Annotated in this window: 19 protein-coding genes and 3 tRNA genes; 12 read left to right on the plus strand and 10 right to left on the minus strand. The window is 24.9% G+C overall.

From position 1 onward, the window contains the following. Nucleotides 1-7: 7 nt before the first annotated feature. Nucleotides 8-2,080: a glycine--tRNA ligase subunit beta gene (glyS, locus tag WIGMOR_RS00750; protein WP_014353940.1), complete on the minus strand. Its 2,073-nt coding sequence runs from the start codon at nucleotides 2,078-2,080 to the stop codon at nucleotides 8-10. A gap of 12 nt (nucleotides 2,081-2,092) precedes the next feature. Then, nucleotides 2,093-3,010, minus strand: a complete 918-nt coding sequence (glyQ, locus tag WIGMOR_RS00755) for a glycine--tRNA ligase subunit alpha (RefSeq protein WP_014353941.1) — start codon at nucleotides 3,008-3,010, stop codon at nucleotides 2,093-2,095. A gap of 157 nt (nucleotides 3,011-3,167) precedes the next feature. Here glyQ and WIGMOR_RS00760 point away from each other — a divergent pair, with 157 nt between their 5' ends. Continuing rightward, nucleotides 3,168-4,193 (plus strand): AI-2E family transporter, encoded by a 1,026-nt coding sequence (locus WIGMOR_RS00760; protein ID WP_041944100.1) that lies wholly within the window; start codon nucleotides 3,168-3,170, stop codon nucleotides 4,191-4,193. A 25-nt stretch (nucleotides 4,194-4,218) separates the two neighbouring features. Here the strand turns inward: WIGMOR_RS00760 and WIGMOR_RS00765 are convergent, their stop codons facing one another. Further along, nucleotides 4,219-6,675: an aspartate kinase gene (locus WIGMOR_RS00765; protein WP_014353943.1), complete on the minus strand. Its 2,457-nt coding sequence runs from the start codon at nucleotides 6,673-6,675 to the stop codon at nucleotides 4,219-4,221. 275 nt (nucleotides 6,676-6,950) lie between these two features. Here WIGMOR_RS00765 and pyrI point away from each other — a divergent pair, with 275 nt between their 5' ends. The 7 genes from pyrI to WIGMOR_RS00800 all read left to right on the plus strand — a co-directional run bounded on the left by pyrI (nucleotide 6,951) and on the right by WIGMOR_RS00800 (nucleotide 11,883). After that, nucleotides 6,951-7,418, plus strand: coding sequence for an aspartate carbamoyltransferase regulatory subunit (gene pyrI, locus WIGMOR_RS00770; protein ID WP_014353944.1), 468 nt, complete (start codon nucleotides 6,951-6,953; stop codon nucleotides 7,416-7,418). Between the two features lie 197 nt (nucleotides 7,419-7,615). Further along, entirely contained in the window at nucleotides 7,616-9,016 is a 1,401-nt protein-coding gene (gene glnA, locus WIGMOR_RS00775) for a type I glutamate--ammonia ligase (RefSeq protein ID WP_041944101.1), read from the plus strand. Between the two features lie 45 nt (nucleotides 9,017-9,061). Then, complete coding sequence (locus WIGMOR_RS00780; protein ID WP_014353946.1) at nucleotides 9,062-9,640, plus strand: metal-dependent hydrolase; 579 nt, start codon at nucleotides 9,062-9,064, stop codon at nucleotides 9,638-9,640. Nucleotides 9,641-9,884: 244 nt separating this feature from the next. Continuing rightward, nucleotides 9,885-11,531 (plus strand): asparagine synthase B, encoded by a 1,647-nt coding sequence (asnB, locus tag WIGMOR_RS00785; RefSeq protein ID WP_014353947.1) that lies wholly within the window; start codon nucleotides 9,885-9,887, stop codon nucleotides 11,529-11,531. Nucleotides 11,532-11,639: 108 nt separating this feature from the next. Then, a tRNA-Met gene (locus WIGMOR_RS00790) sits at nucleotides 11,640-11,713 on the plus strand. Nucleotides 11,714-11,718: 5 nt separating this feature from the next. Further along, nucleotides 11,719-11,801 (plus strand) — tRNA-Leu (locus WIGMOR_RS00795). Between the two features lie 11 nt (nucleotides 11,802-11,812). Further along, nucleotides 11,813-11,883 (plus strand) — tRNA-Gln (locus WIGMOR_RS00800). Nucleotides 11,884-11,898: 15 nt separating this feature from the next. Here the strand turns inward: WIGMOR_RS00800 and WIGMOR_RS00805 are convergent. Both WIGMOR_RS00805 and bioH read right to left on the minus strand, forming a co-directional pair. Next, nucleotides 11,899-12,240 (minus strand): DMT family transporter, encoded by a 342-nt coding sequence (locus WIGMOR_RS00805; RefSeq protein ID WP_014353948.1) that lies wholly within the window; start codon nucleotides 12,238-12,240, stop codon nucleotides 11,899-11,901. A 137-nt stretch (nucleotides 12,241-12,377) separates the two neighbouring features. Continuing rightward, nucleotides 12,378-13,157, minus strand: a complete 780-nt coding sequence (gene bioH / locus WIGMOR_RS00810; RefSeq protein ID WP_014353949.1) for a pimeloyl-ACP methyl ester esterase BioH — start codon at nucleotides 13,155-13,157, stop codon at nucleotides 12,378-12,380. A 266-nt stretch (nucleotides 13,158-13,423) separates the two neighbouring features. Here bioH and hemF point away from each other — a divergent pair, with 266 nt between their 5' ends. The 3 genes from hemF (at nucleotide 13,424) to tkt (ending at nucleotide 17,427) form a co-directional block, all read left to right on the plus strand. Beyond that, nucleotides 13,424-14,338, plus strand: coding sequence for an oxygen-dependent coproporphyrinogen oxidase (gene hemF, locus WIGMOR_RS00815; protein ID WP_014353950.1), 915 nt, complete (start codon nucleotides 13,424-13,426; stop codon nucleotides 14,336-14,338). Nucleotides 14,339-14,461: 123 nt separating this feature from the next. Continuing rightward, nucleotides 14,462-15,412, plus strand: a complete 951-nt coding sequence (locus WIGMOR_RS00820; protein WP_014353951.1) for a transaldolase family protein — start codon at nucleotides 14,462-14,464, stop codon at nucleotides 15,410-15,412. Between the two features lie 8 nt (nucleotides 15,413-15,420). Then, nucleotides 15,421-17,427, plus strand: coding sequence for a transketolase (gene tkt / locus WIGMOR_RS00825; RefSeq protein ID WP_014353952.1), 2,007 nt, complete (start codon nucleotides 15,421-15,423; stop codon nucleotides 17,425-17,427). 2 nt (nucleotides 17,428-17,429) lie between these two features. Here the strand turns inward: tkt and trpS are convergent, their stop codons facing one another. From trpS to aroK, 5 genes are all read right to left on the minus strand, one after another. Continuing rightward, complete coding sequence (gene trpS, locus WIGMOR_RS00830) at nucleotides 17,430-18,425, minus strand: tryptophan--tRNA ligase (RefSeq protein ID WP_184486945.1); 996 nt, start codon at nucleotides 18,423-18,425, stop codon at nucleotides 17,430-17,432. Between the two features lie 13 nt (nucleotides 18,426-18,438). Next, the gene (gene rpe, locus WIGMOR_RS00835; protein WP_014353954.1) at nucleotides 18,439-19,155 is read right to left on the minus strand and encodes a ribulose-phosphate 3-epimerase; all 717 of its coding nucleotides are present in this window, start codon (nucleotides 19,153-19,155) and stop codon (nucleotides 18,439-18,441) included. Between the two features lie 134 nt (nucleotides 19,156-19,289). Continuing rightward, nucleotides 19,290-20,114, minus strand: coding sequence for an SPOR domain-containing protein (locus WIGMOR_RS00840; RefSeq protein WP_041944102.1), 825 nt, complete (start codon nucleotides 20,112-20,114; stop codon nucleotides 19,290-19,292). A gap of 49 nt (nucleotides 20,115-20,163) precedes the next feature. Beyond that, nucleotides 20,164-21,261, minus strand: coding sequence for a 3-dehydroquinate synthase (gene aroB, locus WIGMOR_RS00845; protein WP_014353956.1), 1,098 nt, complete (start codon nucleotides 21,259-21,261; stop codon nucleotides 20,164-20,166). Between the two features lie 16 nt (nucleotides 21,262-21,277). After that, on the minus strand, nucleotides 21,278-21,799 hold the full coding sequence (aroK, locus tag WIGMOR_RS00850; protein WP_014353957.1) for a shikimate kinase AroK: 522 nt from the start codon (nucleotides 21,797-21,799) through the stop codon (nucleotides 21,278-21,280). Between the two features lie 397 nt (nucleotides 21,800-22,196). On the opposite strand from aroK, the gene pckA reads away from it, so the two are divergent. Next, the gene (pckA, locus tag WIGMOR_RS00855; RefSeq protein WP_014353958.1) at nucleotides 22,197-23,813 is read left to right on the plus strand and encodes a phosphoenolpyruvate carboxykinase (ATP); all 1,617 of its coding nucleotides are present in this window, start codon (nucleotides 22,197-22,199) and stop codon (nucleotides 23,811-23,813) included. Nucleotides 23,814-23,836: the final 23 nt, after the last annotated feature.

A 23,836-nucleotide genomic window follows, 5' to 3' on the forward strand; every position in this document is an offset into this window, starting at 1 on the left:
TTGAATTTTATTTTTTTATTAAACAAGTAAAATCGGCTACTTCTAAATAGCATTCTTTTACTTGAATTAAAAAACTTTTTCTTTTATTTCTTGTATAAGATTCTTCAGTAAATATTATAACATTATCTAAATAAACATTTAATCTTTTTGAAAGATTTTTTAAAACATTTAATGTAGCTTGATAATTATTTAAATATATACATTTTAATATTTTTTTATTAAATAAAAAAAAGTTTTTTTCGAATCGACTTTCAATGAAACTACTTTTTTGATGAGAAGATAAATTGATTTTTTTAAAAAAACAAAATTGTTTTTTAGAATCATATTTTTTTAATATATTGTATAATCTTTTGTAAGCGGATAATACTAAAAAAGATTCTTTACATTTTAAAAAATCTATAAGTATACAGATCTTGTTATGTGTATCTAACAAATCAATTTTTTTGTTTTTTAAAATTAATAATGATTTAACAATTTTTAAATTATATTGATTTTTTGCATACCAAAAAGATACACGTTTCAAAATAAAATTTATTACTTCTAATTTAGTATTTAAATTAGTAACATTCTTTTGATATAAAAGCAACGATTTTTGAATAAGATTGTGCAAATTAAGATAAATTTTTTTTTCTATAATAATACGAATTATTCCAAGAGCGGCGCGTTTAAGTGCAAATGGATCTTTTTTACCTTTAGGATACAGAGATAATCCGAATATTCCTACGATATTATCAATTTTATCAGCGATTGATATTATCTGAGCAGTTAACGTCGAAGGCAAAACATCTTCTGAGAATCTTGGATAATAATGCTCTCTTTGTGCTATTGCGACTTCTTCCAGTTCTCTGTCATATTTAGCATAAAATTCGCCCATAACTCCTTGAATATTAGGATATTCAAATACCATATGCGTCGTTAAATCGCATTTCGATAAAAATGCTGCACGAGATACATGTACGGCATTATAATTCAATTTGTTAGCAATCCATACTGATAAAGATTGAATGCGTATCGTTTTATCTTTTAAAGATCCTAGTTTTTCTTGAAAAATTATATTTTCTAATTTTTTAAAACGTTCTTCTAGTTTTATTTTGATATCAAGATTTAAAAAAAATTCGGCATCTAATAAACGAGGATTAATAACATTTTCATATTCGTGTTTTATTTTATTTTTATCGCATTTATTTGCGTGAATTATACATATAAAATATGGAAAAATTTTATTTTCCAATTTATTTAATATAGGAAAACATTTTTGAGAAAATAAAATGTTCTTTATCACTATAGCAGGAAGATTTAAAAATTTCTTTTTAAAAAAACCTGTAATAATACTTGGAGATTCTACTAATGAAGTGCATTCTTCTAGTAAAAGATGATTATTAACGATCTTTCCTTGTAATTTTTTTATTTCTAAATTTATTAGTTCTGCTATAATTTTTTTACGTTTGTAAAAATCAACTATAATATTATTTTTTTTTAACTCACGTTCATAATCATTTGCGTGTATTAATTTTAAAAATTTTTTTTCTGTGTATGATCCTATAAGTATATAACGATCGATATTGATTTCAAAAATTTTTCCCGAAATAATTTTGTCTTCTAAAAGAGCAGTAATCGAATGTACAGGACGTATAAATTGAAAATTTAAATTACTCCATTTCATTTTTTTAGGAATAAATATTTCTTTTAAAGATCTTTTAATAATTTGATATAATACTTGATGAACTAAATTAGTATTTAGCATTAAATTTTTTTTATCATTAATATTTTTAAAATTGATTAAAGATCTATTTTCTAATTTGTTATCAAATTTATTACAATATAGTGCGGTATTTTTTGAAAAATGAAAAAATTTTGTAACATTTTTTTTCAAAAAAGAACTTTCAGAAATAATAGGATATAACAAATTTGCTTGTATCGCAAAGCGCCGATATGTTGCGAACCATTTAATATTTTCATATTTTATAAGTAGCTTTATCATTTCTTTTTGTATATTCTTAAGAAAAGATTTTGCTGTAATTTTAAGATATTTTGATGGTAAATCTTCTGTGCCAATTTCTACTAAGAAGTTGTTTTTCATGTTATTTAAAATTTAACTATTTTTTTTACACATAGGAAATCCTAAAGATTTTCTATAGTTTAAGTAAACTTGAGCAACTTTTTTTGTTAATGTACGTAAACGCATAATATAATTTTTTCTAGCAGTTACCGATATAGCTCTTCTAGCATCTAATAAATTAAAAGTATATATTGCTTTTAATATTCTTTCATATGCTGGAATATGTAAAGGGCACTGTAAATTTAACAAGTTTTGTGCTTCTTTTTCATATTGTTTAAAACAAAACAATAAAAATTTGATATTAGTATATTTAAAATTATATTTTGATTGTTGCATTTCATTTTGATAAAAAAACATATCTCCATAATAAAGTGTTTGTAAGTTATTTTGACTCCATATTAGATCATACACGTTACCAACATTTTGTAGTTTCATAGCAATTCTTTCTACACCGTAAGTAATTTCTCCAGTAATTGGAGAACAGTCTAACCCGCCCATTTGTTGAAAATAAGTAAATTGTGTTATTTCCATTCCGTTCAACCATACTTCCCATCCTACTCCCCAAGCGCCTAGTGTAGAATTTTCCCAATTATCTTCTATAAATTTTAAATCATTTTCATCTAAATTAATCCCAATTTCTTTCAAAGAGCAAAAATATAATTCTTGTATATTTTTAGGGGATGGTTTCATAATGACTTGAAATTGATAATAGTGTTGTAATCTATTAGGACTCGTTCCATATCTACCATCGGAAAAACGTCTAGAAGGTTGTACATAAGCTGCAAAAATTGGTTCTGGGCCAACTGCTTTTAAACAAGTCATCGGATGTGAAGTTCCTGCTCCTACTTCCATATCTAATGGTTGTAAAATTGCACATCCTTGTTTATTCCAAAATGATTTCAAATTTATAATTAAATTTTGAACGGTAAATAAATTTTTTTTTCTGTGCATGATAATTTTTTTATTTTTATTATATATTACATTATGTAAATTATATAATTATATGAAAATCTATTTTACGTTGTTATAGTTCATCAATTTAATGAAAATGTAGAGTATTATAGATTTCAATTTAATTGTACAATAAATAAATTATTTGGAGAAAACAATGATACTTGATATAACAAAAAAAAAAGAGAAAATAGCAAATTTCTGGTCTTTAGTGTTATTTATTACTTGTATATTATTGTCTATTCCATTACATTTGTTTCCTTGTTACATTTCTGGATTTATAGCATATAATATAGTATTAAAAATTACTCCATTTTTTTCAAAAATAATTACTAATTGTCAATTACGTTGGATAATAGTGGCATTAATGTTTATTTTTTGCATTATATTAATAACAGTAATTATTTTTAGTTTGATAATTATTATTTTATCTGACTTGCAATATATAATTGATATTTTTACACAAAATACCGATTATTTTTCTAATATTAATAAATATGTTCCAAATAATTTTTCGTCTTTTTTTTTAGATCATACTAAAAGTTTAAAAGATTATTTTATTGATTTAATTAAAGACAACTTAATTTTAATTAAACATGCAGGAAAAAATTTGTTACATGGACTAATTACTATTTTTATTAGTTTTGTGATTGGAATATTAATTGCTATTAATCAATTAACAGCTCAAAAAAAGAACACTACTCTTTTAATAAATAAAATTCAAGTACGTTTTGAATATTTTTCAAATTCGTTAAAAGATATTTTTTTTTCTCAAATAAAAATTTCTTTAGTAAATACTTTTTTAACTGCATTAATAATATTAGTTATCTTTCCAATATATCGAATACACTTGCCTTTAAGTAAAACATTAATTATGGCAACATTTGTATTCGGTTTGATTCCTATTATTGGAAATTTTATTTCTAATTGTATTTTAATTGCTTCAGCGCTATCAATTTCATTAAAAATCAGCGGAATAATGTTATTATATCTAGTATTTATTCATAAATTAGAATATTTTTTAAATGCAAAAATCATTGGAAATCGAATTCATTCAAAATCTTGGGAATTGTTACTATCTATGCTAATATTTGAAGCTTTTTTTGGCATAGAAGGCCTTGTAGTAGCGCCAATTTTTTACGCATATTTAAAAAAAGAATTGCAAGTTGCAAAAATTATTTAATTGTATTAAAAAAATTAAAATATTATTATTTAATACAGTTAATTAATTTAAAAATATCATTAAAAATACTAGATGCAAATTTATTTTTAATTCTGCTAAAACTTTTTAAAATAATCGGATGTTCTTCTTTGTAAGAAGTAAAAAAAATAAATATTTTTTCTCCTGATTTTATATTAAATAATGGGTTTAAAGGTCCTACTGATTCTAATTTTACTGTGCATTTTCCTTTCTTAATAGTACTAACGTAAGTTAACATTTTTCCTTTTTTTCGAATATTATGAATTTTTCTTTTAAATAAATTATTTATATATATAATATCGTGTAGTATTATATTTTTACGATCTTTATTTAATAATTTCTTTGAAATAATTGGTTCTACGTCTATATCTTTTAATTCTAATGAATACCCCAGTTCACGTGCGAGAATTAGCAATTTTATTGCAGAACTTTTGCCAGTAATTGTATCATATAATTCTTGACGAGATAATCCCATTTGTTCAGCCAATAAGATAATATTATAAAATGGAGTTCCTTGATTTAATTTATCAAAAATAAGTGATATTATGCTGGATAATATACCTGAAAAATAAAAAAATTTTTTTTCTAATATGAGAAAGTTTTTTATATATTCTACAATTGAAAATGGAGTATTAAATTGTGCATTGTAGAAAAATTTTCTATTTGAAAATTTTGCTACATTACGTATCTTTTTATATAAATTAATATTTAAACAATTTGATTGTTTATTAGCTGAAATAATATGAAAACCATTTCTTAAAAAATCTAAATATTTTTTAGCTAATTGTTTATTTTGAGTACAGTCTAAAATTATTGGATTAGAAATACTATTTTTTTTGAGAAAATTAATTAAAATATTTGAATTAAATATTAATTGTGTTTTTAAAAATTCATGATGCCAATGTTTAGGAAAAATTCCATATTTTTTAATTAACAATTTTTGCATATCAGATATTCCAAAAATTTTACAACTTATATTTTTTTTTTTAAAAAAATTTCTTCTTTTATAAATAAAATCAATTAAATAAGTTTTTATATATTTATTGCCAATAATAAAAAGTGCGATGCTGTTTTTTGTATTAAAAAAAGTTTGATGTATTTTATTCATATCTTTTTTAATATTAGAACTTTTTAAAACAATAGATAATGTATTTGATTTAAAGCCTCCGTATATAATAGAAATTATTTTTTTATTTATATATGTTAGAATTTGAGAAAAATTTTTTACGTTATTATTATTTTTTAATATATTGGATCCTAATACAGAAATTAAAAACAAATTTGATTGATATTTAATTTTTTCAAATAAATTTTGCATAATTTCTGCATTGAACTCAGATCGAATAATAATTTTAGATTTTTGTAATTCATTTTGAAATATTAATATATTTATATTATTGTTAGATTCTGACTGGATAATTGAAATTATTTTAATACCAGAATTTAAAAATATGCGTGTGATACGCAAAGAAACATCTAAAATATACACCGTATATTGTATAAAAATACTTATCATTGAAACTTTTTTTAAATAAGTAATTCCTTTAACTAAATTAGAATTTTTGTTATAAAAATTTCCAATTATAGTTCCAATAGAATTAGGACGATATGTATTTTTTATTAAACAAGGAATATTAAATTTTTTAATTGGAAACAAAGCACGTGCATGCAAAATATGTGCTCCTAGATAAGAAAATGTTGCTGCTTCTTTATAGGATAAATTACGTATTAACTTAACGTCGTAAACTTCTTGTGGGTTTCCACTATACATACCATTTACGTCAGTCCAAATTTCGCACAATTGGGCATTTAAACATGCAGAAAGAATAGTAGCAGAGTAATCTGATCCATTACGTCCAAGAACTACTAATTCTTTATATTGATTACCTGCAATAAAACCTGCCATTAAAATAATTTGATTTTTTGGTATTTGAATTTTTTCAATACGATACATTGTCTTTTGAAGATCTATAATAGATTCTAAATACTTACCTTTTGCTAAAAATAATTTTTCAGGATTTATAACAGTCACGTGTATACCGTTTTCTCGGAGATATATCTCCATGAGTTTCACAGAAATTATTTCACCTATACAGACAATTTTTGCGCTTATCGGATGAGGACAAAATTTTAAATTAGCAGTGATTTTTAACAATTTATTTAAATAACAAAATTTCTTGTGAATAAATTGATGCATATAAAAATAATTTTTATTTTGAGATGAATTAAATAAAGATTGCATTAAAGTAAATAAAATATTTTTAGTAACATTAAATTTCGGAAAAATATCTATTTGTTTACGTGCTTGTTCGATCATAGTAAACAAATTATTAGTTACTTTTTCAGGCGCAGATAACACGACAGCAATTTGTTCTTTTAAAGATTTATTTTTTATAATGTCAACTACATTTAAAAAACATTTTGCGTTAGAAATTGAAGTTCCTCCAAATTTTAATACTCGCATATTTATTGCTCTTTAAATAGAAGTTTATATGTAATAAAATATTTTTTATTAAAAAATTATATTATTAAATACATTTATTATAAAATAATTTAATTAATTTTTATATTAAAAATATATAATATAAATTTTATACTTATTAGTCATTAAAATAACGTGCTTTTAGGCGTATAAATCGTAGTATTTTTCATTTATTCTAAGTTAGAATATTTTTAAAAAATAGAATATAATTATAAATAAACAATTTTCATCTTATTTTAAGAATAAAGTAAATACAAGTGTCTCAAAAGAATAAATTACAGGTAGAAGCTATTTTTCAAGGAACTGTGATCGACCATATTCCAGCGAAAGTTGCGATTAAATTACTTAGAATTTTTAAATTATTGCGTACTACAGAACGAGTAACGATTGGTTTAAATTTGCCATCTAATCAACAAAATAAAAAGGATTTAATTAAGCTAGAAAACGTTTTTTTAAATGAAGATCAAGCTAATCAACTATCTATTTATGCACCATTAGCGACTGTTAATAGAATTAAAAATTATATTGTTATTAGTAAACAAAAATTAAAATTACCTAAAATAATAAATGGAGTTTTATCTTGTCCTAATGAAAACTGTATTAGCAGATGTGAATTAAAATCTTCCGATTTTTTTGTAAGATTTAAAATAAATAAAATTTATTTACAGTGCAAATATTGTGAAAGAGATTTTGAACATAAAATAGTAATTTTTAACAATATTTAAATTATAATTGTATTATTTATTTAAAATAAATAATACTTCATTTAGTAATATATTTGCAATATTTATTATTAAACTAATAGTTAATTAAAAAACTAACTTATATTTTTTTATAAAATTTAATAAAATTAAAACATAAACTTGATATACAATATGGAAACTAATTTTTTTGGGAGATAATTGTGCACATTGATAACATAATGAATTTAATAAAAAATAAAAATATTATGTTTATTGATTTTCGATTTACAGATATTTTAGGAAAAGAACAACATCTTACTATACCTGCGCCAACAAAAAAAGAAAAATTACATCAAATTTTTCAAAATGGCAAAATATTTGATGGATCTTCAATAACAGGATGGAAAGATGTACACGAATCCGACGTTTTATTAGTTCCAGATATTAATAAAATTTTAATTGATCCATTTTATCATGATCCTACATTAGTAGTACGATGCGACATTTTTGAACCAGACAAATCAAGAGATTATAATCGCGATCCAAGATCAATAGCTAAACGTGCTGAAATTTTTTTAAAAAAATCCGGAATTGGAGATGCTATATATTTTGGTCCAGAACCAGAATTTTTTTTGTTTGATGATATTCGTTTTTATACTGATATACACGGATCACAAGTAATTATTGATGATATCGAAGCAGCATGGAATACCGGAAAATACTATGCTAATGGAAATAAAGGATATCGACCATATATTAAATCAGGATACTTACCGTTACCTCCAATTGATTCTTCTCAAAATATACGATCTTCAATGTGCACATTTATGAAAAAAATGGATATAGAAGTAGAAGCACACCATCATGAAGTAGCCACTGCTGGTCAAAATGAAATAGCTACACGTCATAATACGTTAATAAAAAAAGCAGATGAAGTACAAATTTATAAATATATTGTGCATAATACGGCATGTTTATTTAAAAAAACCGCTACTTTTATGCCTAAACCTATTCGAGGAGATAATGGTTCAGGAATGCATTGCCATGTTTCTATGAAAAAAAATGCTAAAAATATTTTCTTTGGAAAAGAATATGGTAATTTATCGAAACTTGCATTATTTTGCATCGGCGGAGTCATCAAGCATGCTAAAGCTATAAACGCTTTTTCTAATCCTACTACGAATTCATATAAAAGATTAGTTCCGGGCTATGAAGCTCCAACAATTTTATCCTATGCAATCAAAAATCGATCTGCAGCTATACGTATTCCGGTATTTGATGATTCTAATTCATGTAGATTTGAAATAAGATTTCCAGATGCAACAGCAAATCCATATTTATTATTTTCATCTATACTAATGGCTTTTCTAGATGGAATTAATAATCAAATTTCACCCGGAATTCCAATAGAAAAAAATTTGTATGCTTGTGATACAAAAGCACTGAAAAATATTAATTATATTTCATCATCTTTGCAAGAAGCATTGAATGCTCTTGACCAAGATCGTAAATTTTTAATACAAGGCGAAGTATTTACTCATGATTTTATTGATTCTTATATTTCAATACGTCAGAAACAGATTAACAAAGTACGTGCGACACCGGATCCAATAGAATTTGAATTATATTATTTATCTTAATTTTTTAAAAAATAAATATTTTTTAAAATTATAATATAAACTGATATGACATCTCAAGGACATTTTATATTCAGCTTATCCTGTGCAATTTTTTTAAAAAAAATAGAATTTTTTCGTACCCTAAATTTAGGAGAATGGGGTCATGTGATATCAGGTTGTATATGCACGTGCTTATTGCCTGATATAGATCATCCTAGTTCTTTTTTAGGAAAAAAACTATCCTGGATATCTGTCCCAATTTCTAAAACTTTTGGGCACAGAGGGTTCACGCATAGCTTATTTGCTTGCTTATGTTTGTACATAATGATATTTTCTATACCCTTTGTACGTAATTTTTTTCCTTTAGATTTTTCTTGTGCATTACTAGTTGGATATTTTAGCCATATATTAGCAGATTTTTTAACCCCATTAGGCGTACCTATTTTTTGGCCATTAAATATTCGATTTTGTATTCCTATATTATCTGCTAATAATTTAAAACGAGAAAAAAAATTATGTATGTTATTTTTATTCGTTTCTATTTTATATCCGTTTAGTGAATTTTATTCTTTTAAAAATTTTATAGATTTTCAATTAATTAAAGATATCATAAAAAATATTTATAATTTGTTTATTGATTTTTGAAAAATCAAATAAAATTAAAATATTTCACAAGTTTAACAAAATAAAGTAAAAATAAATTATTTTTATTTAAAAAAACTCGTTTTTTAATTCATTATATATATGATATAAAATTTAAAAAAATCTTAAAAAATTAAAATCTTTAAATATCGTACTTAATAAAAAGTAGTAAATATATAATTATTTTTAATTTCAAGTAAAACAAATTTTTTTAAAGATAAATAAGATAAATAAAATTTGAGGGTATATGTGTTCTATATTTGGAATTTTAGGAATTAAAGGAAATTATCAAGAACTGAGAAAAAAAGCAATATATTGCTCACATTTAATGTCGCATCGTGGTCCGGATGAAAATGGTATTTATACAGATAAAAACGTAATTTTACTACATGAACGCTTATCTATTGTTGATATAAAAAACGGACATCAGCCAATCACTAATTCAAATAAAACAAACATATTAATAATGAATGGAGAAATTTATAATTACGAAAAAATTAAAAAAAAATTATGTAATCATTATCAATTTCATTCACATTCAGATTGTGAAGTCATATTAGCATTGTATGATAAGTTCGGAGAAAATTTTTTAGATTTATTAAATGGTATGTTCGCTTTTATCTTATATGATACAAAAAAAAAGTGTTATTTAATAGGTAGAGATCATATTGGAATGGTTCCTTTGTATATTGGATATGATATAAAAAAAAATTTATATATATCTTCAGAAATGAAAGCACTTATTCCAGTATGCAAAACTGTGCAAGAGTTTCCTCCTAGGAGTTATTTATGGAGCCCAGATGGTATTATACGTCAATATTATTACAGAAAATGGTTTCAATATGAAAACATAAAAGATAAACCTGTAAACTATGAAAAAATTATATTTTCATTAAAAAAATCAGTAAATATGCATTTAAATTCCGACGTACCATATGCAGTATTATTATCAGGAGGTCTTGATTCTGCAATAATAGCATCTATAACAAAAAAATTAATAATGCTAAAAAATGGAAAATTAAAAAGAAAGCGATTACAATCATTTTCTATTGGATTGTTAAATGCTCCAGATTTAATTGCATCGAGAAAATTATCTAGAATATTAAATACAAAACATCATGAAATAATATTTACAGAACAAAATGGATTAGATGTAATACGTCATGTAATTTACCACGTAGAAACATATGATATTACTACAATTCGTGCTTCAATTCCAATGTACTTAATGTCTAGAAAAATTAAATCTTGCGGTATTAAGATGGTGCTTTCCGGAGAAGGTGCAGATGAAATTTTTGGAGGATATCTATATTTTCATTATGCACCTAGCGCAAAAGATTTTCATGAAGAGTTAGTAAGAAAATTAAAACTTTTGCACATGTACGATTGTGCACGTGCAAATAAATCTATGTTAGCTTGGGGAGTAGAGATCAGATTTCCGTTTTTAGAGAAAAATTTTTTAGATTTAATTATGAATATTCATCCAAAACATAAAATGTGCCCTAATAAACAAGTTGAAAAATACATCTTAAGAAAAGCTTTTTTTGAATATCTTCCCAAATCCATCTTATGGAGACAAAAAGAACAGTTTTCAGATGGAGTAGGTTATTCTTGGATTAATAGTTTACAAAAGTTATCTGAAAATGAAATTAGCGATAAAAAATTTGAAAATGCCCGTGTACGATTTCCATATAATACTCCATATTCTAAAGAAGGTTATTTATATAGAGAAATTTTTGAAGAATTGTTTCCAATATCTAATGCAACAAAATGTATACCTTATGGTGCATCGATTGCATGTTCATCATCAATTGCTTCAAAATGGCGTCAACTAGAACATATGATCCCGGACCCTTCCGGAAGAACATTAGATATACATACATCTAAATTGTAAAAAAAAAGATTTTATCTGCAGTATACAACTAAATGAACTAAAAATTTTTAATTTATTGTAAAAATTAATTGACTTCTTACATAATTACTGCGCATAATGCGCCCTGATGGCTACGTAGCTTAGTTGGTTAGAGCACGGCACTCATAACGCCGAGGTCACAGGTTCAAATCCTGTCGTAGCTAATTTTGCGGAAGTGGCGAAATTGGTAGACGCACCAGATTTAGGATCTGGCACTCAAAAAGTATGCGAGTTCGAGTCTCGCCTTCCGCACATTTTTGTTGTGGGGCATAGCCAAGAGGAAAGGCAGCGGGTTTTGATCCCGCGATCCCAGGTTCGAATCCTGGTGCCCCAGTAAATAAATTGAAAATTAAGATGTTTTTTTACAAAATGCTGAAAAAATGTTCATAACAAATATACCCGATATTATCAATAAAATTCCAATAATTTCTATAAAATTTAATTTTTGATTATATAAAAAGTATCCAGATAAAGTAACAAATAAAATTCCAAGTCCGGACCATAAAGCATATGCAATCGCGACAGGAATATTTTGTAGAGCTAAAGATAAAAAAAATGAAGATGAAATATATCCTATAAGCACTAAAATAGAAGGAAAAATTTTTGTAAAGCCATTTGATAATTTTACAAGCGAAGTCGCAAAAACTTCGGAAATAATAGCAAAAAATAAATATAAATATGATAGTTTCATAAAGAACTAAAAATAAATTAAATTTATTTATAATTATAGCATAATTTAATCATTTATTAAATGTTCAAAAAATACAATTCAAACATTAGATTTTATCTGTGCTTAAAATATATTTACAAATTTCGATTAATTTTATTTTAAAAAAAATTTTTTTTCAAAAATTTATTAATAACTTTCGAACACAACTGTGGATGTGAAATAAATGGAGCATGAGATGCATCAGGGATAATGATATCGGCGTTATTTGTACAGTATAACTTTTTAATAGCAGGAATTACTTTTCTCGGTATAAGTATATCTAAATTACCATAAATTTTTAAAACAGGAATTTTCAGATGTTTCAAAGAACAGCGTATATCTGTATTTTGCAATATTTTTAATCCAGACATTAAAGCTTCAAAAGATGGATCAGGTTGATTAAAAAAATTTTCTTTTAATTTTCGTATATTATTAATCTGCTTTTTTGCACCTAACAATTGAATACTAAAAAATCGATTCATAGTGTTTTTAAAATTATTTTTTAATTGCAATGCAAAATTTTTTAAAATCTTTATTTTTACTCCAGGCCAATTTTTTTTTTCGCAAAAACAAGGAGAAGAAGATATAATAATTAATCCATGAAATTTTTTAGGATATTGAATTGCAATTTTACTTGCTATCAAACCTCCTAAAGACCATCCAATTAATATTGATTTTTTTGGTGCACGATTTGAAATAACCTCTATAATATCTGAAAGTAAATAACAAGAAAAATTCTTATTTTCTCCATATCCTGGAAGATCTATAAGATGTAATTTAAATTTTTTAAAATAATAAGGAATAGTATTTGACCAGATTTGTGCGTTAAACCCCCATCCATGCAAAAAAATTATATTTTTTTTTCCTGATCCTATAGTTTTCCAAAAAAAAGACTGCATGAATTTTTTCCGAATTTTATTAATATATTCACTTTAAGAAATTATATATATTTATATTAAAAATTTTAGAAAAATATTAATTTAAATGCAACATTTAATTGTATCAAGATAATTTTTAATGCATATACAGTTAAAATGATACAACATAAATAATTTTTTTATTTATTCCATATTATTTGTAGTTTTATACAGATTATTTATTGATAAAATAAGATATAAATTTTATCATATCGTTTTTTTAATATTTTATTGATTTTAGGAAAAATATGAAGAAATATAATTTTCAGTTAATTTTATCTTTTTTTTCTGATTTACAAAACAAAATTTGTGATACTTTTTCAAAAGTAGACAATCATTCTATCTTTAAAGAAGATAAATGGAAAACAATGCGCGGTCAAGGTCGTACTAGAGTTTTAAAAAATGGAAAAATATTTGAACAAGCTAGCGTAAATATTTCAAACATTTCTGGAAATTCACTACCACACGCATCTACAAATAAAAATAAAAATTTTTTAAATCGTTTTTATAAGGCTACTGGAATTTCAGTAGTAGTACATCCTAAAAATCCTTATATTCCCACTAGTCATTTAAATATCCGTTTTTTTTCAGTTAAAAGTGCTAAAAATATTTCAACATGGTGGTTTGGAGGAGGATTCGATTTGACTCCATATTACGGATTTACAGAAGATGCAATACATTGGCATCGTACTGCTGAAAAAATTTGTCGTCCTTTTGGAAAAGATTTATATGAAAAGTATAAAAAGTGGTGCGATGAATATTTTTTTATTAAACACCGTAATGAACCTAGAGGCATTGGAGGTTTATTTTTTGATGATCTAAATACACCAGATTTTAACCAAGTTTTTTGCTTTATTCAAGCAATAGGTAATGGTTATATAGAAGCTTATTTGCCAATAGTGAATTTGAGAAAATCTTATACGTGGAAGCAACGAGAACGTGATTTTCAATTATATCGACGTAGCAGATATGTAGAATTCAACTTATTATTAGACAGAGGTACTTTATTCGGTATTCAATCAAAAGGTAGAATCGAATCTATATTATCTTCGATGCCTCCATTAGTAAAATGGAAATATGACTGGAAGCCTCATCCAAAAAGTCGTGAAAATAAATTATATACTGATTTTTTAACTGCTAAAAATTGGTTGAATAAAAACTAATATAAATTATTTATAATTAATATATAATAGTTTTTCATATATTTATATATAAATACTTTTATAAAAAACTTTTACATTTTAAATTTCTATATATTTTAGAAATTTTCTATTAATGGAAAATATATGAATCAATTAAATAATATTAAAAAATTTACGAATGTCGTAATGGATACCGGTAATCTTGAATTAATTAAGAAATATTTACCAAAAGATGTCACTACAAATCCATCTTTAGTATACAAAGAAATGACTTCATATATTTATCAAGAATTTATTGCAGATGCAGTATCTTATGCAAACAAACAAGGTGGCGATAAAAAAACACGTTTACAAAATGCCAATGATAAATTATATGTAAACGTATCAAAAGAAATTTTAAAATTAATTTCTGGACGTGTTTCTATCGAGATAGATATTCGATTATCTTTTGATTATTTAGCTTTAATTGAAAGAGCTAAAAAAATAATATTTTTATGTAATCAGTATGGAATAGAAAAAAATCGCGTATTAATTAAATTGGCAGCTACATGGGAAGGTATTAAAGCAGCAGAAATATTAGAAAAATCTGGAATAAACTGTAATTTAACATTGATTTTTTCACTTATACAAGCTAGAGCATGTGCAGAAGCACAAGTACATTTAATATCTCCATTTATAGGTAGAGTATGTGATTGGTATTTTAAAAATAAAAAAATGCAGCATAAATCCCTACTATATTTAGATCCAGGCATTAAATTAGCTTACAAAATTTATAATTTTTATAAACAAAGAAATTATAACACTATTATTATGGGAGCAAGCTTTAGAAATTTAAAACAAATTTACGCATTAATTGGATATGATGCGATTACTGTTGCTCCAATTTTTTTTGAACAATTAAGTTGTATGCAAAAATCTAATACTATATTACCTCATATATTACCTAGTTTAAATAAATTCAAAAAACTATCTGAATCTAAATTTCGTTGGCAATATAACTATAATGCGATGGCTATAGAAAAATTATCGGAAGGAATTCGATTATTTTTTAATGATCAAAAAAAAATAGATAATATTTTTTTAAAATACTTGTAAGGTTAAAAATGAAAATTTCTAAAAAGATTTTAGCAAACGCCATTCGCGTATTAAGTATGGACATGGTGCAATTTGCAAATTCTGGACATCCTGGAGCTCCAATGGGAATGGCTGATATTGCAGAAGTTTTGTGGCGTAATCATCTGAAACATAATCCTAGAAACCCTAAATGGATCAACCGAGATCGTTTTGTTTTATCTAATGGTCATGCATCAGCTTTAATATATAGTGTTTTACATCTTTTAGGATACAACATATCTATAGAAGATTTAAAAAAATTTCGAAAAATACACTCAAAAACTCCAGGTCATCCTGAATTTAAAATCACAGATGGTATTGAGATAACTACTGGACCGTTAGGCCAAGGTATAGCTAGCGCTGTTGGTTTAGCAATAAGCGAAAAAATTTTATCTGCACAATTTAATCGTCCAAGATTTAATATTATTGATCATTATACATATGTATTTCTTGGAGATGGTTGTATGATGGAAGGTATTTCACATGAAGCCTGCTCTATAGCAGGAAATATGAAATTAGGAAAATTAATAGCATTTTATGATAATAACGGAATTTCAATAGACGGAGAAATAAAAGATTGGTTTAATGATGATACAGCAAGTAGATTTGAATCGTATGGATGGCATGTAATACATAATGTTGATGGACATGACTGCAAAAATATTCATACAGCAATTAAAAACGCTCTTAATGAAACTAATAAACCTTCTTTATTAATTTGTAATACAATTATTGCTTTTGGTTCGCCAAATAAATCTGGCAGTCATTTGTCTCATGGCGCACCTTTAGGTGAAATGGAAATATCACAAACAAGAAAAAAATTAAAATGGAATTATGCTCCTTTTATTATACCAAGCGAAATTTACAAAGCTTGGAATACAGTTGATTTAGGAAAAAATTATGAATTAAAATGGAATAAAATATTTTATGAATATACACATAAATACCCTAAACTAAGTCAAGAGCTTATCAGAAGATTAAAATTTAAGTTGCCTGTATGCTGGAAAAAACAAATTAAAAAAATAATAACTAATACGCAAAAAGAAAACAATCACATTTCTACCAGACAAGCTTCTAAAAATATTTTAGAAAAAATTAATTATATGTTACCTGAACTTATTGGAGGATCAGCTGACTTAACTCCAAGTACACTAACAAAACTATCATGTTCTATTTCAATTCAATCGAATATCTCAGGAAATTATATTCATTATGGTGCAAGAGAATTTGGAATGACTGCTATTGCTAATGGAATAGCAATTTATGGAGGATTTCTTCCATATACTGCAACATTTTTAGTATTTATGGAATATGCTATTAATGCAGTACGTATGGCTTCATTGATGCAAGCTAAACATATTATGTTATATACACATGATTCTATTGGATTGGGTGAAGATGGACCAACACATCAACCTATAGAACAGTTAAGTGCTTTACGTATTATTCCAAATTTAAGTGTTTGGCGTCCATGTGATCAAGTAGAAACTGCAGTAGCGTGGAAAAATGCAATAGAGCGATGTGGTCCCACAGTTATTGTATTGACTCGTCAAAATGTAATAAAACAAGATCGTAACGTAAGTGCATTAAATAACATTTCAAAAGGAGGTTATATTTTACGAGAATCTAAACAAAAACCTGAATTAATTTTAATATCTACTGGATCTGAAATTGAAATAACTGTACGTGCATACAAAATACTTTCAAATAATGGATATCAAATACGTGTAGTATCATTACCATGCATAGATTTATTTGAATCTCAAAGTAAAATTTATAAGGAGTTAGTTTTACCAAAAAATGTACAATTAAGAATTGCTATAGAAGCAGGAGTGTCTCATTTCTGGTATAAATATGTTGGATTATCCGGAAAAATAATTGGGATAGATGAATTTGGAAGATCCGGGTCAGGAAAAGATGTATTTAATTTTTTCAAAATTAATGTTGATACTATTGTGCACCAATCAAAAATACTCATAAAAAAAAGTCGTAAATAAGTTTAAGAATGTAATCCTATTGCATTTTTAACTTTCGAAAGAGTATTGTTTGCTATTTTTTTAGCTTTTTCAGAACCAGATTGTAATATTTCTATTAAATACTTTTCTTTGGATCTTATAGAAAAATATTTTTTTTGTATTTTTTTGATATGTTCTAGAACTGTATGAATAACTTCTAATTTTAAATCTCGATATAATTTATTTGAAAAGTATGTTTCTAACTCTATTATATTTTTTCCAGTCAGTTCAGATAAAATGCATAGCAAATTAGAAATCCCAGGTTTTTTAATTACATCATATTTAATAACTGGAGGTTGATCTGAATCTGTTTGAGCATTTTTTATTTTTCTTATTATAGATTCTTCTGAATCAAGTAAACTAATAAAATTATTTTTATTTTTATCTGATTTAGACATTTTTTTTTTCGGATTAGATAATGCCATAATCCGAGATCCTGATTGCGTAATAATTAATTCTGGAACGTTAAAAATATTGCTATTGTATATTTTATTAAAACGCTTTGCAATTAATTTGCTAAGCTCTATATGTTGTGCTTGATCTAAGCCTGCTGGAACTTTATGGGTTTGATATAATAGAATATCACTGGCCATTAATATTGGGTAAGAAAACAATCCTATATTTATATTTTTATTATTTTTAGATTTTTCTTTAAATTGAACCATTCTTTTTAATTCTCCAAAATATGTATAACAACTTAGCATCCAAGATAATTGTGTGTGCTCCGGACGATGTGATTGCATAAATATTGTGCTAATTTTTGGATCAATATCACATGACAAATAAATAGACAAAAGATCTAAAGAATTTTTTAATAATAATTTTGGATTTTGTCTTTTTGTAATAGCATGTAAATCAGCAATACAATATATGCTATTATAATTCTTTTGAAAAGCATTCCAGCTTCTTATTGTACCGATGTAATTTCCTAAAGTTGGAATTCCAGAAGGTTGTGCAGCACTAAATATATTGAGTTTCACATACTCACCTTTATTAATTTTTATTTTTTGATAAAATATCAGATTTGGCACGTATTATTTTCAATTGCATTTCTTTTATTGTTTCAAAATAATGATTTTGATGAAATATTGCAGATCCTATCACAAATATATCTGCTCCGGAATATGCTATTTTATAAATATTGTTTGCATTAATACCGCCATCTACAGAAATCAAGATCTTATATCCGCTATTATTAATTAATTTTCGTATTTTTCGGATTCTATTTATTGCTTTTATTTGAAATTTTTGACCAAAAAATCCTGGATTAACGGACATAATTAGGACTGTATCAAGATTTTTTAAAATGTAATTATTTTCAAGATATTTCAAAGATGTAGATAAGCTAAATGCTAAACCTGTTTTACAATTATTTTCTTTGATCTTATTCAAGATATGTTCTATTTTATTTGTAGATTCAGGATGAAAAATTATACAATTAGATTTTTCTTTAATAAAAGAACAAACTAATTTATCGATAGGTTTTGCCATTAAATGTATATCGATAGGAATTTCAAATCCGCTTTTACGTAAAGATCTCAATACAATTGGTCCTATACTAAGATTAGGAACATAATGATTATCCATAACGTCAAAATGAATACTTTTTGCTCCTGCAGAAATTACTTGTTGTATTTCTTTGCCAAGTATTGTGAAATTTGCAGCTAAAATAGATGGAGAAATGTAATATTTGTGTTCTATCTTCGACATATAAAATTTGATAAATATTATTTGTAATAAAACGTGTTCTTATTTTTTGAAATGAAATATATATTAAAAATATTAAATTAAATTTCGATATAAAGTAAATAATTAAATAATAAGTTCTTTAAAAAAATCTAATTTCATTGTTTTATTTGCTTAATTTTGCGTATCCATGGTTTGTTGATTTTCAAATTTTCCGGTAATTTCTTAATAACATTTTGAGCTTCTTCTAATGAAGAATATGTGCCTGAAACTAACAAATACTGATATTTACTATTTTTAGAAATTTTATGAATCCAATAAGGATTTAGTTTATTATTTTTTGCATAATTTTTTATTGCTTGCAAATTAGATGAGCTACTAAATTGTATTGTATAGTAATTATCCGGAGTTGTTTGTAAAAAATTTTTTTCAGAAGTATTTTTCTTCAAATCATTTATGTGTAATGACGAGCTGTGACTGATTTTATTTAAATTAGAATCATGAGGGGCAACTATATTTTGTTGAGAATTTAATTTTTTATTAATTTCATCTGTACTATGGTGCGTTTTATTATTACTTGATATTACAGATTTTTTATGATTTGATATTGCAAGATTGCTATCATGCGAATTTTTATGATTCGTTTCTTTTAATTCTTCTTGAACGTCAGAATAAAGCTTATTTTCTTTGTTATTAGAAAATAAATCATCATCTTTTTTAAGATCATTTATGTTTTCTTTATTTTCTTTATTTTTCTGTTCGATAATCATAATTTCTTGGGTGACATCTGATTTTTTAGATAGACGTTTTAAAATTATTCCCATAATTACTATTAATGATATAGAAATAATACTAGCGATAATCATAAATTTATTTTTATTTAGTAATTTTTTATTGTCTGCATAATTTTTACGTGAAATATAGGAAGTTCGATTATTTTGGTTATTTGATTTTAATGTAGTATCAGTAATTTTATGATTCATATTATCATTGCCTATTATCAAAAATTATTAATATTATTTAGATTTAATCTTAATTTTGAATATGACATTGTTGTATGGCAGATCGAATAAATGATGTTTCTATATTTTTTTTAATTGTTGATTTTCCTATTGACCGTATTATAATTTCTGTAAATCCAGAATCTATATCATTTTGTTTTTTATCATATTTTATTAAATTAATATAGTCTTCGGGAGACATATTTTTTGGTCCATGAATTGGCAATTTTGCTTTAATTAAAATGTTTTGAATTCTTTTAATAGTAAAATTGTCAATATTTGAAAAATATTTAGATAAATATATAGATATCATCATTCCTGCTGAAATCGCTTGACCGTGCGACCAGTTCCCATATCCAACAAAGTTCTCAATAGCATGCCCATATGTATGACCAAAATTCAATATCATTCGCGTTTTTAGGTCATATATATCTTTTGATATTATTTCAGATTTTAATTTACAACATTTATATATACAGTTTTGTAATGTTTTTGTCTCTAAATTAATTATTTTTTTTATATTTTTTTCTAACCAATAAAAAAATTTTAGATTTAATGTAATTCCATATTTAATAACTTCTGATAATCCTGAAAAAATTTCTTTTTTTGGTAGTGTATATAAAAATGTAGGATCAATTCCGACAGCTATCGGATGATAAAATGATCCGATCATGTTTTTACCAAATAAATGATTAATTCCTGTTTTTCCTCCTATAGAAGAATCTACTTGAGACAATAAAGTTGTTGGAATTTGTATTATTGGAATACCTCTTTGGTAAATAGAGGCAACAAATCCTGACAAATCTCCAATTACACCGCCTCCTATTGCAATAAGAATTGTATTTCTATTACATTGGTGTTTTAATAGAATGGATATAATTTTTTTTACAGTATTAAATGATTTTTTATGTTCTCCAGATGAAAGAATTATATGTTGATATTTAAAACATAATTTTAAAAAAAAAGATTTTATTTTTTTTAAATATAATCGTGCTATGTTAGTATCCGTTATCACTACAATATTACGAGTATATATCAAAGGGTAAAAAAAAGATTTTTTTTTGAATAAGTTTTTACTAATTACGATAGAATAATTATTTCTTTGAGACAGAATACTTATTTTTTTCATTTTTTATAAATTATTATTAATTATTAAATAATGTATTAATAATGTTATTTACCACAATTTTTGCGCTATAGGAGTTAGTTTTTATAATAAAATCTGCAATTTCTGTATATAATGGATTTCTTTCTTTTGCTAAATTTTCTAAAAATAGTCTAGAAGGATTTTTTGTCAATAATAGTGGGCGATTTCTATCTTTTTTTGTTCTATCAAGTTGTTTATCGATGGTAGTTTCTAGATATACTACTAATCCTCTAGCAGAGAGTCGGTTTCTTGTTTTTTTAGATTGAATAGATCCTCCGCCTGTTGCTAGTACTATACCTTGTTTTTCGGTAATTTCTTTAATGATATTTTCTTCTCGAATACGAAATTTATCTTCTCCTTCAACATCGAATACCCAGGAAATATCTGCTCCAGTTCTTTTTTCTATTTCATAATCAGAATCAAAGAATTCCATATGAAGTTTTTGAGATAATAGGCGTCCTATTGTGCTTTTTCCGGCGCCCATAGGGCCAATTAAAAAAATATTTCTTTTTTCTGCCATATTTTAACAAAAAAATAAATCTTTAATTAATAATTGTTGGTTAATAGAAATTTTTTTGATACATATGTAAGTTTTTTAAAAAAATTTACAAGTTTTGATAAATATATTAACATAATTAGCATAAAAAAAATTATTTTAATTTATCTATAAAATATAGTCTATTTAAGTTTTTTACGATATAAATTTTAAAATTAATTTAATTAAATAATTTTTATAATTATATTAATCTTTGAATTTAGACTTGTATTTTTTTTAAAAAATATTTTTATTTCTATAAAGTTATTTTAAATTTATTATATTATTATAAAATAATAATATCAAATTTATTTGATTCAACGCATAATTTTTTATTAAAACTAGTATTTTAAATTTATTATAAATTTTAGGAAAATACATAATGCAAATAGACAAAATTGCGAATAATCTGAAAATACACGGAATTAATAAATATGTTGAAATTATTTATAATCCAACGTTTGAAAAATTATTTGAAGAAGAAACTAATCATAATTTAGATGGATTAGAAAGCTGCACTATAACAAAATTTGGCGCTATTTCAGTAGACACAGGAGAATTTACTGGAAGATCACCAAAAGATAAATATTTTGTACGAGATTCTAACACAATAAATAAAATTTGGTGGTCAGATCATCCTAAACATCAAAGTCATAATTATCCGATTTCCGAAGACGTATGGAATTCATTATATGAAATTGTTATCAATAAACTTAAAAATCAACGTTTATTTGTAATAGATGCTTTTTGTGGTGCAACTATACCAAATAGATTGAAAATACGTTTTATTACTGATATTGCATGGCAAGCTCATTTTGTTAAAAATATGTTTATCCGTCCTATTTTTTCAGAAATATCAAATTTTTGTCAAGATTTTACTATACTAAGCGCTCCTAAAGCCGTAAATATGAATTGGAAAAAGCAAAAATTAAATTCAGAAAATTTCATTGCAATTAATTTAACTAAACGTATTTTATTAATTGGAGGTACTTGGTACGGAGGGGAAATAAAAAAAGGTTTGTTTTCGGTGATGAATTACATTTTACCACTCAAACAAGTAGCATCTATGCATTGTGCATCTAATGTAGGCATTAAAAACGATGTAGCTTTATTTTTCGGTTTATCTGGTACAGGCAAAACTACTTTATCTACCGATTCCAAACGTTTTTTAATAGGTGACGATGAACATGGATGGGACGCAAACGGAATTTTTAATTTTGAAGGAGGATGTTATGCAAAAACAATTAACTTATCTAAAGAAAAAGAACCAGAAATTTATGGCGCTATTAAAAAAAATGCATTATTAGAAAACGTCGTAGTTTTTCCTGACAAAACAGTAAATTTTGAAGATAGTAGTAAAACAGAAAATACTCGAGTATCATATCCTATATATCATATAAAAAATATCGTGCAACCTATTTCTAGTTCGGGTCATGCAAGTTACATAATTTTTTTAACTGCTGATGCTTTTGGAGTACTTCCATGCGTATCCATGCTATCTAAAAAACAAGGATTATATCATTTTTTATCTGGTTTTACCTCTAAAATATCAGGGACTGAACGAGGAATTGTTGATCCTGAACCAACCTTTTCATCATGCTTCGGAGAAGCTTTTTTATCATTATACCCTACCGTTTACGCTGAAGTTTTGTTTAAATACATTAAAAGTGCACATTCTAAAATATTTTTAATAAATACAGGGTGGAATGGCTATGGTATTCGATATTCTTTAAAAAATACTCGAAAAATTATAAAAAATATTCTAGACGGATCTTTAAATTCATGCGTAACATACAATTTACCAATTTTTAATTTAAAAATTCCTCAAAATATTCAAGGCATCAATCCAAAAGATTTAGATCCACGTTTTTCTTTTAAATCTCATCAAGAATGGGATATTAAAGCTAAAAAATTAGCAAAAAAATTTGTTTCTAATTTTTGCAAATTTGAGCATACAGATTTAGGAAAAATTTTAGTACCATTCGGTCCTCAATATTAATATATAACAGAATATTTAAAAAT

It is taken from the genome of Wigglesworthia glossinidia endosymbiont of Glossina morsitans morsitans (Yale colony), assembly GCF_000247565.1.
GTDB classification, from domain to species: domain Bacteria; phylum Pseudomonadota; class Gammaproteobacteria; order Enterobacterales; family Enterobacteriaceae; genus Wigglesworthia; species Wigglesworthia glossinidia_B.